The organism is Bacillus sp. 220_BSPC (genome assembly GCF_001054655.1).
Classification (GTDB): Bacteria; Bacillota; Bacilli; order Bacillales; family DSM-1321; genus Peribacillus; species Peribacillus frigoritolerans.
On sequence record NZ_JVPL01000189.1, the window covers coordinates 63,680 to 78,865 of the forward strand.

The window sequence follows — 15,186 nt, forward strand, 5'->3', positions numbered from 1 at the left end:
TCGAAAGTTTCTAGAATAACTGTGATAGGTGCTGTTGATACTTCAAGGACGGCACCAATACTACTACTAAGTATGATTTTATGCCCGCTTTCTAACAAGTATTATCATGTTAGTGAGTTATAAAAGGTAAACAGAAAAAAGGCCAGTAAGCAATTTCTGGCCTTTTTCTTCTATTGGACTTCTTTTTCCTGTTTCTTTTGAACTTTCGGAGGCGTCCATTTGAATACTTTATTTAGGATATTATAGATGTGTTTGGATTCTTTTGTAAGGATCGGCCCAAGAATCGCTAAGGTTAAAACATAAAGTGCTGCTAACGGGGTTAGTATAGGCATTAAACCTCCTGCAATGCCTAAGTTGGCTAAAATGATGGAGAATTCGCCGCGTGAAACGATCGTTAAACCGATGTTTGCGGATGCTCTGTGAGATAAACCGGATTTGCGTCCGGCAATCATACCAGCTGCAAAGTTACCGATTATGGTGATGATGACGGCACCAAGAACCATCCAGACAGCTCCGCCAAGGGTCGTCGGATCGATACTCAAGCCAAAGCTGAAGAAAAATATGGCCCCGAAGAAGTCTCTGAAGGGAATGACAAGTTTCTCAATCCTGTCGCTATGCTCCGTTTCAGAAAAGACCAGGCCGAGCAGTAATGCACCAATGGCTTCAGCAACATGAATCGTTTCCGAGAAACCGGCGATGAAGAATAGTAATGCGAACACGACGATGATAAAAATCTCATCGGAGGTTATATTGAATAATTTGTTAAGGACCCCAGATGCTTTCCGGGCGATAACGAAAAATATCAGCATATACCCAATCGCGATAAATGTAGAAAGTAATGTTCCCCAAACGGAACCAGAAGAGCTTAATACCAATCCGGATACGACTGATAAATAAACAGCAAGGAAGATATCTTCAAACATGATGATGCCAAGGATTAGCTCCGTTTCATTGTTACCGGTCCTTTTAAGGTCTACAAGTACTTTTGCCACGATGGCACTTGAAGAAAAACTGATGATCCCGGTTAATATCAGGACCTCTTTTAATGGAAGACCTAGCAGGAAACCATACAGCAAGGCCATTCCCACGTTGATTAAAATGTAATAGGTTCCGCCTGTCACGATATTTTTCCCTGACTTCATAAGCTTTTTGACGGAAAATTCAAGCCCAAGGTAAAACAGAAGGAATAAAATACCGACACGACCGAGGAATGCTATGATTTCATCACTTTCAATGAAACGCAGGTCAATTAATCCGAAGTGCGGGGCATGGGGGCCAACGAGCATCCCGATGATAATTAATAGCGGAACATTCGATATTTTGAATTTACCTGCAACGAGAGCGGCTAATGCCACTAGAAGTAGGGCAGTTCCCACTTCAAAGACTAAATGGTCCATATGAGCTTAGTCACTCCTTTCGTCGGTCAATAATTCTCTTATCAGGTTACGGATATCTTTTCTTTCACCGGATATTACAAGGGTGTCGCCTGTTTCGATGATGGAGTCTGGACCAGGATTATTCAGTTGTTTTTTGCCTTTTTTAGAATGGGCGATGACGGTCACGTTATAATTGCTCCTGATATCAATCGAACCGATCGTTTGATTGATGGCCTTTGAACCGGGTTCGACTTTGAACCATTCGATCACCAAGTCACCCAATGACATTTCAATTGTTTCAAGAGCTTGGGGTTTATAGACCATGCCGCCTATGATGGAAGCCAGTTGCCGGGATTCCTGATCATTAAGGGTGATGCTCGATATGACGTCCTCATGTTCATTATCAAAATGGTATAATTCCCGACGGCCATCATCGTGAATGACGATTACTAACTTTTCATCATTTCTCGTTATGATTTCGAATTTTTGACCAATACCAGGAAGTTCACTTTCTCTAATTTTCACTGGAATTCCTCCTTAAAATGTTGGTTAGAGTTAATAGAAGATAGCAGAATGTTTATAAGTTAACGTCAATATTCGTCTTGAATTTCTTCTCCTTGGATATACCGATGTATTTTAATGTCTCCGATGGACTGGAATGATGGTAATGCTTCTGTATCAAGGCCAGTGACACTCCTTGTTTATAGGCATGGTAGCCAAAAGTCTTACGCATCGAACTTGCTCCGAATTTGCCTGTCAGCCCTGCACCTTCCACAGCATCATGGATGATTCGGTGCGCCTGTTGACGTGTAATCGGCTTTTTTGTCTTAGGGGAAAGAAATAAAAACTGACCTTCGATAACCTTCGAGCCTTTAAGGTATTCTTGTAAGGCGGTACGGACTTTCAGGTTCAAATAAATTTGGTTGACTTCGTCACTTTCAGTCCGTTGCTCATAGAACTCCTTGATTTTGCCCGTTTCATCCAGAACGCTGGCGACGGTGATTTCGAGCATTTCATTTATCTTCATTCCTGTATTGATGCCGAGTACAAACAATAAATAATCCCGACTGGAGTGAGCGCGTAAGTATGTTTTTATTTTGCTGATTTGATTGATATCCTTAAAGGCTTCTACATATTCCATAGATCTTCTCCTCTTACCAATGTAACATAATTACATTATAACACAAGTTATGTAACGTTGCATGCAATTAGTTCTGCACGTGATGCCTATCCAATCAGTAATGCATGCTTTCGAACGTAAAAAAATCTTTTCCTTATTCTCTGCTCAAAAGAGGTTAAATATTTCGGGGAAGTTATTTAATGTGGAGATTGCTGTTTGCATCATGGGGGGAAATCAGTCTGGAATGATAAAAAAAGAAACCCCAAGTTGGGGTTTCCTAATCTTTTTAGTACACGGCTTTTTGTAATTTGTGAATGACCTCTAGTGAAAGCCCGGTTCCGATGGCAACTGATTCAAGCGGGTTATCCGCAAGTTGGACAGGGACGACGATTTCATTCGTCAGCCATTCCTGTACCCCGTTGAGAAGTGCACCCCCGCCGGATAGGATGACTCCTTGATCGACGATATCCCCGCTCAATTCAGGAGGACAATCTTCCAAAGTGGCCCTTATCGCTTCAAGTATATGAAGAAGCGATTCCTGGATGGCTTCCTGGACGTCGGTGGATGATATTGTAATCGGTTTTGGTAGCCCGGTTACAAGATCGCGGCCCCTGACTTCCATGGTGATCACGGAATGTTCAACGAGTGCGTAGCCGATTTCTTTTTTTATTTCCTCGGCTGTTCTTTCCCCAATCAGCACATTATGTTTTTTCCTGACATATTGGCTGATATCTTCATCCAATTGATCTCCGCCAATTCTGATTGAATTGCAGGAAACGACGCCGCCATAAGAAATGATTGCGACTTCAGTCGTTCCGCCGCCGATATCAACGATGACATTGGCAACGGGCTCTTCGACAGGCAGGCCCGCACCTATTGCTGCTGCTACTGGTTCCTCGATAAGGTGGACCTGTTTCGCTCCGCAGCTTTTGACTGCATCCTGAATGGCCCTTCTCTCAACTGAAGTGGAACCTGATGGTGTACAGACCACTACACTAGGTTTGCGAATCGATAAACCTAGGGCCTTGCTTGCTTTTTTCATGATTTCCTTAAGCATTTGCGCGGTCACATTAAAATCCGCAATGACACCATCCTTAAGCGGACGGATTGCCACGATATTTCCAGGTGTTTTCCCGATCATGTTTTTTGCATCAACACCGACTGCCAATACTTTATTAGTCTCTATATCAATGGCCACCACAGATGGCTCATTAAATACGATTCCTTTATTTTTACTGTAAACTAGCGTATTTGCAGTTCCTAAGTCAATGCCTATTTCTGTATTTGATAACATCTAGTCACCCCTCCATAAGAGTTTGACCCCCTATATATATTATTCTACCTTTTATTGCGAGTTTGTGGGGGTGGGAAATCTAGTAAATGGTGGAAGTGCCATGCTGTTTCTTTTCATGGAGCGAAAACATGATTAAATATAAAAAAGTGCACTGGAGAAGGCAATTGCTTTTAGTATATTTCAATGCTGCGCTCCTTGCTACAGTCGAAACAAGCGTGGATGACAGCGTTGAACCAACTTATTTTATGTTAAGATATAGATGAAAAACCGCTTAGATAAAGAAGGTAATTTTGTGAGTGTAAATTTAATCGAGAGTAAGAGTTTTAGAATCATTTTTACAGCTTTTCTAGCATTCCTGGGTGGTTACGCGTTTGATAGCCTTGGCATATACCTGCCATGGATGCTAGGACCATTATTCGTCGTGATGATTGCGAAAGTGAAGTTAAGGAAGTACTTATATTGGTCTAAAACCTTTAGAAGTACTGGATTGGTCATTCTAGGTTTACAATTGGGCAGTTCATTCACGAAACAATCGTTAAATGAGATGATTGAATATCTGCCTGTAATGCTTTTTACGACAATCGCAATCATTTCGTTTACAGTGTTGACTGGCTGGTTTATCGGAAAACGAATGAACTTATCCTTGGGCACATCCATGCTTGGCAGTTTCCCGGGAGGCCTTTCCCAGATGGTGGTCTTAAGTGAGGAAATGAAGGATAGTGATGAAACGGTTGTAGGCTTTATGCAAACACTGCGGGTCATCCTGGTGATTTCCATTGTTCCGTGGATTGTGACTCATGTAATGTCAGTTGAACCAGGTGCGGTAATGGCCGTCACGGAGCGGCCGTTTTTCTTATTTGAATATGATGGGAAATTAGCCATCATGATGTTGTTAACCTTGCTAATGTTCATTTTCATCACAAAGAGAGCCAATTTTCCGCTGCCTTTTTTGCTAGGACCTCTCATGGCAGCAGCACTATTCAATTTAGCAGGCCCAGGTGCCCCGCAAATTCCTGACTTTTGGTTGAACCTGTCGCAATTGTTGATCGGCGCACATTTAGGATACACACTGAAGGTAGATAATCCCCGACTTTTCAGGAAGATGTTCGGAGCCGTATTCGTCAGTAATGTCCTATTGATTGGATTTTGCTATTATCTATCCATTCAGTTTGCCCCAACCCTATCTTTACAGGCGAATGAACTTTTTTTGAGCATGGCGCCAGGCGGCGTCGCCGAAATGGCAGTCACAGCCATGTCTGTGCATGTGGATTTATCCGTTGTCACAAGCTTTCATTTATTCAGGATCTTATTCATTTTATTTTTTCTGTCCCCCATCATAAAATGGCTGGCCGGAAGAAACCACGGGAAACAAGAACAGGGACAAAGCTGACAGGCTTTGTCCTTTTCTTTCGGAAAAACTGAAGAGTGAGAAAAAATGTCAGCAATATGCGGAATTTACGAGTAAAGTATGAAACTCACGAGTAAAAGCACGAAACCCACGAGTAAAAGTGCCAAATTCACGAGTAAAAGCGTGAAACCCACGAGTAAAAGTGCGAAACTCACGAATAAACGCGCGAAACCCACGAGTAAAAGTGTAAAAACAACGAATAAATGCGCATATTCCAGATGTTTTGAGAAAATCATGTACGGAACATGCTTGAGGTTCCATTCTTGAAGGAATATTTGTGCTGTTGATAAGCACATGCAGGCAATAAGGTGGGGATATTTTGTGATGATTTAATGAAAATTGAAATCGAATAGTAAAATAATCCTCACTTTTTTTAAACTTCATCCGATATAAGGAGGAGACGAGACTTTAAATGAATGGGTGAGTATTATGGATATAACATCAGTTTTGGGCGTAGTTCTTGGTATTGTGGCCATCTTAGTCGGAATGGTGTTGAAAGGTGTTAGTGTAACGGCGCTGATTAATCCGGCGGCTATTTTGATCATCATTGTAGGGACGATAGCTGCTGTCGTAACGGCTTTCCCTTTGTCGGAATTAAAAAGACTGCCAAAAGTATTCAAGATTTTATTCTTTGAACAAAAATTGACAAAGCCGGAAGATTTAATAAAAACCTTTTCGGAATGGGCGGTCATTGCCAGGAAGGAAGGCTTATTGGCCTTGGAAAGCATTTCGGATCAGGTGGATAATGCCTTTTTGAAAAATGGCTTGAACTTTGCAGTCGAAGGTCAGAGTGCCGATTATATTCGTGATATTTTAGCAGAGGAAATAGACGCGATGGAAGAACGTCATCTAAGTGCGGCGGCGATTTTCAGTCAAGCCGGTACATACGCTCCGACGCTTGGCGTATTGGGTGCGGTAATCGGGCTGATTGCTGCATTGGGTAATATGGCTGACACGGAGGCATTGGGACATGCCATATCTGCAGCGTTCGTCGCGACCTTGATGGGGATTTACACGGGGTATGTGTTATGGCATCCTTTTGCCAATAAGCTCAAACGGAAATCGCAGCAGGAAGTCAGAATCAAAGAAATGATGATTGAAGGGATTTTATCGATCATCGAAGGGGAAGCGCCGAGAACGATTGAACAGAAATTAACATCATATTTGCCTGCTGGAGATCGTAAAAAGTGGTTGGAAGGCGATGTGAGAGAAGATGGCTAGGCGCAAAAAGAAACAAAGGCATGAAGAGCATATCGATGAATCATGGCTGGTTCCCTATGCCGATATCTTAACATTGCTTCTTGCGCTTTTTATCGTTTTATTCGCTTCAAGTTCGGTTGATGCAGTAAGGTTTCAGCAGTTGTCCAATGTATTTAACCAGGTTTTTACAAGCGGAACGGGTTTTATGGATTTTCCAAGTGATTCCCCCAGCAATGAGCCGACGTCACCAGAACAAAGAACAGGTGCAGAAGATCTTGAGAAGCTAGGGAAAAACGAGCAGGAAGAACTTACGGAAGTTCAGGAGCGTGTAAATGCCTATATCGAAAAGAATGATTTAACGGATAAATTGGGAACGGACCTTACTGATGAAGGCATGTTGATTTCAATTAGGGAAAATGTGCTGTTCGAATCGGGTGTGGCCGAGGTGAGAAGTGAAAACCGTAAAATTGCTAAAGGAATCTCGGAGTTACTGGTCATGGACTTACCCAGAAACATCATCGTAAGCGGACATACCGATAATATTCCTATTAAAAATTCCAAGTATGAATCCAACTGGGACCTGAGTGTGATGCGATCCGTGAATTTTATGAAACTTCTCCTCGAAAATAAGGATTTGGATCCCGAAATGTTGAGTGCTAAAGGACATGGGGAATTCAAGCCGGTTGCTTCCAATGAAACGAAAAAAGGAAGGGCGAAAAACCGGAGAGTTGAAATCCTAATTGTTCCACGGACAGCGATAAATGAGTGAAAACCTGTCAGGAATGGACGGGTTTTTCTTTTTGAAGGAGCATATATGGAAAGAGAATACACAAATGTGATGGAAGAAATCGTTGTGACATGGGTGCAGGTTTTAATGTCAGGTATAGAATACCAAACATTTTGTTCGTGCAGGAAATGTAAAAATGACATCATCACATTATCATTGAATAACCTGCCTAATTACTATGTAACCACGGAAGTAGGGCGGAAAAGAATATTTGGAAATTTGAATACAGAAGAAAACAGGAAATGGATCAATAAAAGAATCATCAATGCGATACACGGTGTTGGCCAGTACCCTAAACATTGATTCGAGGTATTTTAGTCATAAACAAAAGGTCAACTATTAATTATGTGTTTTATTTATAGTGTCAGAGGGAACATAAATAAAGTGCAAAGTAGGTTCATTCGATCAAAAATTGAGGAGATGAATGATTATGGGTAAAAAAATCGCATGTGTAGTAACGAATATGTTTGAGGACTCGGAGTATAGTGAACCGGCAAAAGCATTTGAAGAAGCCGGCCATAAGGTAACGACGATTGAAATGGTAAAAGGGAAAACGGTTAAAGGGAAACAAGGGGAGGTGGAAGTCGAGATTGATGAAAGCATCGACTCGGTGAAACCGGAAAGTTTCGATGCGTTATTCATCCCCGGTGGGTTCTCGCCTGATCAACTGCGTGCTGACGAACGCTTCGTATCTTTCGCAAAATCGTTCATGGATGATAAAAAACCTGTATTTGCGATCTGTCATGGTCCGCAGTTGCTGATTACGGCCAAAACACTTGAAGGACGCCACGCAACAGGGTATACATCCATTAAAGTCGATATGGAGTATGCAGGTGCCACATATTTGGACAAAGAGGTTGTGGTTTGCGGCAACCAGCTTGTAACCAGCAGGACACCTGAAGATCTTCCGGCATTTAACCGGGAATCGCTCAATCTATTGAAAAAATGAAAAATCCCGGCAGCTGCCGGGATTTTTCATTTTAAAGGATTCATATACTTCAATCTTTGCAGTAAAATAAAAGGAGAGACGAATAAAAAAGGAAGTGTCACGATTGATCGTATTAAAATCTGCACGTGAAATCCAAGCGATGCATGAATCGGGTAAAATTTTGGCAGCTTGTCATAGGGAGATTGCAAAGTTGATTGTTCCTGGTGTGACAACATGGGAAATAGAAGAATTTGTTGAAGGATTCTTAAAAAAACATGGTGCGAAGCCGGAACAAAAGGGTTACAAAGGGTATGAGTATGCGACATGTGCCAGCATAAATGAAGAAATCTGTCATGGTTTCCCTCGTAAGACCCCTTTGAAAAACGGAGATATCGTAACGATTGATATGGTCGTCAATTATAATGGGGCCCTTGCTGACTCTGCTTGGACGTATACGGTCGGTAAGGTTTCAAAGGAAACCGAACATTTAGTGAATGTGACGAAGGAATCTTTATATAAGGCGATTGAAGTATGTGTGGAAGGCAATCGGATTGGAGATATAGGTCATGCCATACAAACATTTGTCGAAGCGGAAGGCTTCTCTGTCGTTCGTGATTTCATCGGACACGGGATAGGGAATGTCATTCATGAAGAGCCTCAGGTTCCGCATTATGGACTGCCGAATAAAGGTCCGCGTCTTAAGGAAGGAATGGTATTCACCATCGAGCCAATGGTAAACGTAGGTACATATAAAGCAAGCCGGAACCCGAATGGATGGACGGCATCCACTGCAGATGGGAAATACTCGGCTCAATATGAACATACGATTGCCATAACGAAAAACGGCCCGCTTATTCTAACCGAACAGTGAACATAAAAAAACAGCATCGATTATGATGCTGTTTTTCATTTTAATCAATGGGGCGTTCCAATGAATACAAATCCTCTTCGATATTTCCTAATCTGTCCTCCATGACTTTTTTAGCATCTTTGATCCCTTCATTGTAAATAAAGGGAGCGATATTTTCGAAAATGAACTGCAAGTGATTTTCAGCAGCAATTTCACCGATTGCCTTCCCATGTTCCTGATACACATATTCTTGGATGCTTTCGATCATTTTGCGGCGTTTTTCTATGGGGAATTGAATGAACATTGTCCCACTCCTTCATATTTGTTCTAAAAACCATGTAATGAATTGATCCGAATCCAAAGGGAAGACAGGTACTGAAGCATGATTCCTGGTTCGTTCAAGACATTCGGGCCAAGCCACCGCTGCCTTGACATTGGTAAGCCGTTCCAATAACGGGAGGTCACTTTCTTCCTTGATTAAAATGACCTTGGGAAAATCCTCTTGCTTATACCCTTCAATTAAAATCACATCAGGGAGAAATAGACACAGTAATTGAATCAGCTCAGTGATAGGGGCGCTCCCCCTGAAATTGCCGAGCAGCTCGATTGTTCCATCTCCTTCAACAAGTGAAGCGGCCGCCCCAGCAAGAAAGTGTTTATTGGAATCCTTCGTGCCTGTAACATCTGGTTTTCCGCCATGTCCATGATGTTTTAAAACGGCTGTCTCTAATTTTGCTTCGCGAAGCTTTTTGATTAAATTCGTTATGAAGGTCGTTTTTCCTCTATTTTGGTAGCCAACCACCTGAAAAATAAAGGGCTTCACCAAGGCCATTTGGAACCTTCCTGGTCATCGAGGAGCAGGATGTCCACGAAGTCTCCCGTTTGGAAACCACGTGTCCCCCCAGGTAAGACGGTCAGGGAATTGGCACCTGCCAAGCTTGTTGTAATATTGGATTTATCCACACCGCTTGGAATTACCTTCAACTGGCCGGATTCGTAAAATAATCGGGTGCGAAGCAGACGTGAGAATGGATTGGGTTTTAAGAAGTCCTCTGCCAATTGGGCCGTCTCTTTTCTTAAATGCGGATATTCCGTGAACAGCATCGTGCGGATGATCGGTCTTGCAAATAGTTCAAAGCCAACATAACTGGCGGATGGATTGCCGGATAAACCGAATAAAAATTTGTCATTATATACCGCTACAGTCGTAACGCTGCCGGGGCGCATGGCCACTTTGTTGAATAAGACATCGGCGCCAATCTTTTGATAAATATCCGGGAGAAGGTCAAAATCACCGACAGAAACTCCTCCTGTTGTAATGAGCAGATCCACTTCCTCCAAGGCAGTCGAAATGGCCTCGTAGCTTAATTCGAATTCGTCCTTAAGCTTTCCGTAAAAACGGACTTCCCCCCCGGCCCTCCGAATTTGGGCGGAGATGGCATGTGAGTTGCTGTTTCGGATTTTCCCAGGCTGCAACGGTTCATGAACATCAAGCAGTTCCGATCCCGTAGCGAATAATCCGACGACAGGCTTCCTGGCAACTGGCACTTCCGCATAACCGAATGTTGCCAGCAAGCCGATGATCCCTGGATTGATCGCTGTTCCTTTTTTTACAAGAACATCGCCTTTCTTAGCATCCTCGCCTTGAAAAGAAACGTTTTCGCCTTCCTTAAGTGAGCGTTTAAATGATATGTACTTCTTTCCGTCCTTTTCGAATTCCTTCGTAAGTTCAAGCATGATTACGGCATCACACTCAGCTGGCATCTGGGCTCCAGTCATGATTCTTGCCACTTGATTTTTTTGAACGGGAATAGCCGATACCATACCCGCAGCCAACTCTTCCACCACTTCGAACTCGAGGGGGTTATTTATGGAACCTTCAGAAGTATCCTTGGACCTGAGGGCGAATCCATCATATGGGGAGCGGTTAAAATGCGGAATATCATTTGTAGCTATAATATCCTGAGCCAAAAAACGGTCTTGGCTGTCCTCTAGGGGAATCAGTTCCACATGTCCTGTTAATTTATGCTTCATCACTTTTTCCACTGCTTCTGCGATGCTGATGGGCGTTCTTCTTTCTACCATGCTTACAACTCCTGTCCGTTTTCAATTTCTATATCAAATGTAGCAGAATTTTTTTGAAAATGAAAAAAATCCTCACCGGTATGGGAGGATTTGAATGTTACTTATTACGCAGTCTTCCAAGTTCTTCAGCGATTGCTTCCATTTCACGGACACTGAAATTCGTTTTTTTCATCACCATTGTATAAATATCGTGCAGTTCTTCGTACATTTCGATATCAAAATGAGTTGATTTGATTGCACCGAAGTTCATCACTTTTAATTTATCCTTGATTGCCTCGATCATAAACTCGACACTTTCGGCTGTGTTTTGCGTTAAATCCATTTCCTTCATCCTTTCATACGTTCCTAAATTATTTTCATCTTTGCATGATTACCGCTGGAAGTCAATGAGTATTCGGGTGGGATATGAAGCTTGACCCCCGATAATCTTGGTGATCTTCGCGTTTTAAAGTGAGAGAGTTTGGGAAAAGATAGGAAAAAACTTTTTTAAACATTGTATAATGGAGAGAGCTACCATTATCCATCAACTAATATATGACGAGGAGGAGAATATATGAGCAACATTCGAGAAGAATATAAGTGTGCCAAGAAAAGTAAATTTATGCAAGCGGTCTTTATTGGGGCGTTAGCTGGGGCGGCAATAAGCCTTTTTGACAAGCAAACGCGTTATTCTGTATTGGAAAACAGCAAAAGCTGCATGAGTAATATGAAGGAATTCGTGAAGAATCCCAATGGGGTGCTTACACAAGTACGTGAAACATCATCCAAGGTCCGTTCCACTGTTGAAAAAATTTCCGAAGATGTATCCTTCATTTCCCAAAAGGTTGAGGAAATGAAAGATATTCCATCTCAAGTTGCCCAAGTGGTGATGGAGACGAAGGAAGTTTTTACTGCAGAGGAAGAAGAGCCGTCTTCTAGAGACCACGAACGAATTTCCTTAAATTAGAAAATGGGGTGGAGGTATGGCCAATAAAAAAGAATGGCTGAAAGGCTCATTCTTCAAGACTTTGGTAAAACGGTTACAGGTCGATGATGTGTCGGGGCTTGCCGCACAGCTGTCTTATTTCTTCTTGCTTTCCCTGTTTCCGTTACTTATTTTTTTATTCACTTTATTGGCCTATCTGCCATTTTCACAAGAAGATATATTAAATACCGTCCGTACATATGCACCTGACGATTCGATGAAAATCATTGAAGCTAACCTATCGGAAGTGATGGAAGCGAATGGGACTTTATTGTCGTTTGGTGTCATCGGAACGATATGGTCGGCATCGAATGGGATGAATGCAATCATTAAAGCATTTAACCATGCATATGGTGTAAAAGAAAGTCGAACTTTCTTTATTTCCCGGGGAATGTCGATTCTTCTCACTTTAGCGATGATTTTTGTTTTTATTGTCGTTTTATTGCTGCCGGTATTCGGAAAACAGATCGGAGTGTTCTTATTTGCCGAAATTGGACAATCCGATGAGTTTCTTACGATTTGGAACCAACTTCGCTGGGTGGTCAGTACGCTTGTATTTTTAATTGTGTTCACCATCCTTTATTGGATTGCGCCCAACATTAAGCTAAAGTGCATAACCGTACTGCCTGGTGCAATCTTTGCAACGGCAGGATGGAGCCTCGCTTCTTTTTTGTTTTCATTTTATGTGGAGAACTTCGCTAATTATTCCGCAACATATGGAAGTCTTGGAGGGATAATCGTATTAATGGTCTGGTTTTATTTATCGGGGCTCATCATCATACTGGGCGGGGAAATAAATGCGCTCATTAGTGAAAGGAAAAAGCCAGAATGTGCATGAGCTTCCTGGAGTTCCCGTAATAGCGGACTATCATGCTGCGGATACTATTCAATGACAACTATTAAAGAGGAGGAGTTCTTTCATGAGTAAAAAGGATGGCGGCACAAAGCAAAAAGGAAAAAATAAAGGTTCGAACCATAAAACATCAGGTTCTGCAAACGGTAAGAACGGATATCACTAAATGACATAAAAAAAGGGAGCCTTGGATGGCTCCTTTTTCATGGTTTAGTTTCTCAAAAGTCTTAAGCTGTTCAGTATAACGAGGATTGTGCTTCCTTCATGGCCAATGACGCCATATGGGAGGTCCAGGAATTGAAGGAAATTGGATGCTATCAGGATCATGATGACCGAAATGGAAAAGATGACGTTTTGTTTGATGATCCGATTCATCTTCTTGGATAATTTGACTGCTTCCGCGATGCGTGGCAGGTCATTCTTCATCAGAACGACATCCGCTGTTTCCAAGGCAACATCCGTTCCTTCACCCATTGCAATACCAACAGATGCTGTTGCCAGAGCAGGTGCATCATTGATGCCATCCCCAACCATCGCTACAGTGCCAAAATGTTCTTTAAGCTTTTTCACTTCAGTCACTTTCGTTTCTGGCAGGCATTCGGCAATATATGCATCAATATGGCTCTCCGAGGCAATAGCTTTAGCCGTTTTTTCACCATCGCCTGTCAGCATGACGGTATGGATGCCCTCATTCCTCAAAGCCTCGATGGCTGTAACGGTTTCATCACGCACGACATCTTTCAAAGTGAGTATACCGGCAATTCCGCGATCATCTTTAGCATACACGATTGTCTTACCTTGTTCAGCCAATGTCAGCGCAATGCCATTTTGGAATCGTTCTGCTTCACTGCGACCGACGAAATCAGCTTTTCCGACTTGCCAAAGCACGCCATTGATGTATGCTTGAACCCCATTACCTGAGATATCTTCCATGTTATCCGGTTTAATGATGTCTCTTTGCAATTTCGTTTTGGCATAACGAACAATCGAAGTTGCCAAAGGGTGGTTCGAATAATTTTCAACAGATGCAATGTGAAATAAGAAATCTTCTTCGCTTAAATCTTTGCGGATAATGACATCCGTTACCTCTGGTTTTCCTTTTGTCAATGTACCGGTTTTATCCAAAGCAATTGCCTGCAGATTACCTAGATTCTCAAGATGGATGCCGCCTTTAAACAAAATGCCATGACGAGCACCATTTGAAATGGCTGAAAGTGTAGCTGGCATAATAGAGGCCACAAGGGCGCAAGGAGAGGCGACAACGAGCAGGATCATCGCCCTGTAGAATGTTTCGGTCCAGCTCCACTCCAATAGAAAATGGGGTACGAACATCATCAAACCGACAACCGTCAATACCACTTTTACATAAGTCCCTTCAAACCGTTCAATGAACAACTGGGAAGGGGACTTTTCACTTTGTGCGGATTGAACGAGAGTGATTATTTTTTGAAATAGTGTTTCACTTGCCGGTTTGGTGATTTCCACGGTAATCGTACCACGGAGATTAACCGTTCCAGCGAAAACTTCATCATCCAATGATTTACTGACTGGTATGGATTCGCCAGTAATGGCGGCTTCATCGATATTGGTACGTCCGTCCGTGATTTTTCCATCTGAAGGAACTCTCTCACCCGGTTTCACTAAAATCAGATCCCCGACATGCAACTGGGAAACGGACACGGTTTCTTCATATCCGTTAGTGATGCGCAGCGCTTCTTCAGGCTGCAAGTCCATAAGTGCCGAAATTTCTTTATGGCTTTTATTCATCGTGTATGTCTCAAGGGCGCCGCTTAAAGCGAAGATGAAAATCAAAATGGCACCTTCCGTCCAGTATCCGATGACAGCAGAACCGATGGCCGCAAAAATCATCAGCATCTCAACATTCAATTCCCGGTCGGCAATCGTATCTTCTATGCCTTCTTTTGCCTTGGCATATCCGCCAATCAAGAAAGAGGCTAAGTAAATGACGATGGAAGCGGACTCCATTCCGTTCTTTGAAAGGGCCCAGCCCAAAACTATTAATAAACCGCTGAATAATGCAGCAATAAGTTCTAAATGAGGTTTTGCTTTTTCCAACCAAGTGGTTTTGCATGTAGCCGGTTGGGTTAAATGTTTAGTATCTGTAGTCATAAGATTCCCTCCCACATTCTTCTCTATTTTGTGTAAATGATATAGATTATCATTTGCTTTATACCTAATTGAGAAAGATAATCAACGTCATTTCTCTGGATAAAATATGAAAGCTGCCATCGTAATTGCGATGACAGCAATGTTTTCAAAGGTTTATTAAGGTGATGTCCCTTTTGTTAATATTATATTAC

The 15,186-nt window shown here is 42.3% G+C and carries 17 protein-coding genes; 8 read left to right on the top strand and 9 right to left on the bottom strand.

The window, feature by feature from the left end; genetic code table 11:
• Positions 1-170: 170 nt before the first annotated feature.
• The 4 genes from ADA55_RS14640 to mreBH form a co-directional block, all read right to left on the bottom strand.
• Positions 171-1,397, bottom strand: coding sequence for a cation:proton antiporter (locus ADA55_RS14640; protein WP_048685098.1), 1,227 nt, complete (start codon positions 1,395-1,397; stop codon positions 171-173).
• A 6-nt stretch (positions 1,398-1,403) separates the two neighbouring features.
• On the bottom strand, positions 1,404-1,901 hold the full coding sequence (locus tag ADA55_RS14645) for a cation:proton antiporter regulatory subunit (RefSeq protein WP_034305691.1): 498 nt from the start codon (positions 1,899-1,901) through the stop codon (positions 1,404-1,406).
• Positions 1,902-1,953: 52 nt separating this feature from the next.
• Positions 1,954-2,517, bottom strand: a complete 564-nt coding sequence (locus ADA55_RS14650) for a tyrosine-type recombinase/integrase (protein WP_048685101.1) — start codon at positions 2,515-2,517, stop codon at positions 1,954-1,956.
• A 265-nt stretch (positions 2,518-2,782) separates the two neighbouring features.
• Complete coding sequence (mreBH, locus tag ADA55_RS14655; protein WP_034305687.1) at positions 2,783-3,790, bottom strand: rod-share determining protein MreBH; 1,008 nt, start codon at positions 3,788-3,790, stop codon at positions 2,783-2,785.
• A gap of 292 nt (positions 3,791-4,082) precedes the next feature.
• On the opposite strand from mreBH, the gene ADA55_RS14660 reads away from it, so the two are divergent.
• The 6 genes from ADA55_RS14660 (at position 4,083) to map (ending at position 8,984) form a co-directional block, all read left to right on the top strand.
• Entirely contained in the window at positions 4,083-5,180 is a 1,098-nt protein-coding gene (locus ADA55_RS14660) for an AbrB family transcriptional regulator (protein ID WP_048685104.1), read from the top strand.
• A gap of 447 nt (positions 5,181-5,627) precedes the next feature.
• Positions 5,628-6,419 (top strand): flagellar motor stator protein MotA, encoded by a 792-nt coding sequence (motA, locus tag ADA55_RS14665; protein ID WP_048685108.1) that lies wholly within the window; start codon positions 5,628-5,630, stop codon positions 6,417-6,419.
• Positions 6,412-7,167, top strand: a complete 756-nt coding sequence (motB, locus tag ADA55_RS14670) for a flagellar motor protein MotB (protein ID WP_048685110.1) — start codon at positions 6,412-6,414, stop codon at positions 7,165-7,167. Before motA ends, motB begins: the two co-directional genes overlap by 8 nt.
• Positions 7,168-7,212: 45 nt before the next feature.
• Complete coding sequence (locus ADA55_RS14675; protein WP_065421157.1) at positions 7,213-7,488, top strand: late competence development ComFB family protein; 276 nt, start codon at positions 7,213-7,215, stop codon at positions 7,486-7,488.
• A gap of 127 nt (positions 7,489-7,615) precedes the next feature.
• Positions 7,616-8,134 (top strand): type 1 glutamine amidotransferase domain-containing protein, encoded by a 519-nt coding sequence (locus tag ADA55_RS14680; protein WP_048685114.1) that lies wholly within the window; start codon positions 7,616-7,618, stop codon positions 8,132-8,134.
• Positions 8,135-8,237: 103 nt separating this feature from the next.
• Positions 8,238-8,984 carry a type I methionyl aminopeptidase gene (map, locus tag ADA55_RS14685; protein ID WP_048685115.1) on the top strand — a complete coding sequence of 249 codons (747 nt, stop codon included), beginning with the start codon at positions 8,238-8,240 and terminating at the stop codon, positions 8,982-8,984.
• Positions 8,985-9,024: 40 nt separating this feature from the next.
• On the opposite strand, the gene ADA55_RS14690 is transcribed toward map, so the two are convergent.
• From ADA55_RS14690 to ADA55_RS14705, 4 genes are all read right to left on the bottom strand, one after another.
• Complete coding sequence (locus ADA55_RS14690) at positions 9,025-9,267, bottom strand: DUF2164 domain-containing protein (protein WP_048685118.1); 243 nt, start codon at positions 9,265-9,267, stop codon at positions 9,025-9,027.
• A 12-nt stretch (positions 9,268-9,279) separates the two neighbouring features.
• Positions 9,280-9,795 (bottom strand): molybdopterin-guanine dinucleotide biosynthesis protein B, encoded by a 516-nt coding sequence (mobB, locus tag ADA55_RS14695; protein ID WP_065421158.1) that lies wholly within the window; start codon positions 9,793-9,795, stop codon positions 9,280-9,282.
• Entirely contained in the window at positions 9,783-11,048 is a 1,266-nt protein-coding gene (glp, locus tag ADA55_RS14700; protein ID WP_048685121.1) for a gephyrin-like molybdotransferase Glp, read from the bottom strand. Before glp ends, mobB begins: the two co-directional genes overlap by 13 nt.
• A 97-nt stretch (positions 11,049-11,145) precedes the next feature.
• Positions 11,146-11,370: a DUF1128 domain-containing protein gene (locus tag ADA55_RS14705; protein WP_034305672.1), complete on the bottom strand. Its 225-nt coding sequence runs from the start codon at positions 11,368-11,370 to the stop codon at positions 11,146-11,148.
• A gap of 231 nt (positions 11,371-11,601) precedes the next feature.
• On the opposite strand from ADA55_RS14705, the gene ADA55_RS14710 reads away from it, so the two are divergent.
• Together ADA55_RS14710 and ADA55_RS14715 are read left to right on the top strand one after the other, a co-directional pair.
• Positions 11,602-11,994: a hypothetical protein gene (locus tag ADA55_RS14710; protein ID WP_048685126.1), complete on the top strand. Its 393-nt coding sequence runs from the start codon at positions 11,602-11,604 to the stop codon at positions 11,992-11,994.
• A 16-nt stretch (positions 11,995-12,010) separates the two neighbouring features.
• Positions 12,011-12,850: a YihY/virulence factor BrkB family protein gene (locus tag ADA55_RS14715; RefSeq protein WP_048685129.1), complete on the top strand. Its 840-nt coding sequence runs from the start codon at positions 12,011-12,013 to the stop codon at positions 12,848-12,850.
• Positions 12,851-13,075: 225 nt separating this feature from the next.
• On the opposite strand, the gene ADA55_RS14720 is transcribed toward ADA55_RS14715, so the two are convergent.
• Positions 13,076-14,995 (bottom strand): heavy metal translocating P-type ATPase, encoded by a 1,920-nt coding sequence (locus ADA55_RS14720; protein ID WP_048685132.1) that lies wholly within the window; start codon positions 14,993-14,995, stop codon positions 13,076-13,078.
• Positions 14,996-15,186 lie beyond the last annotated feature (191 nt).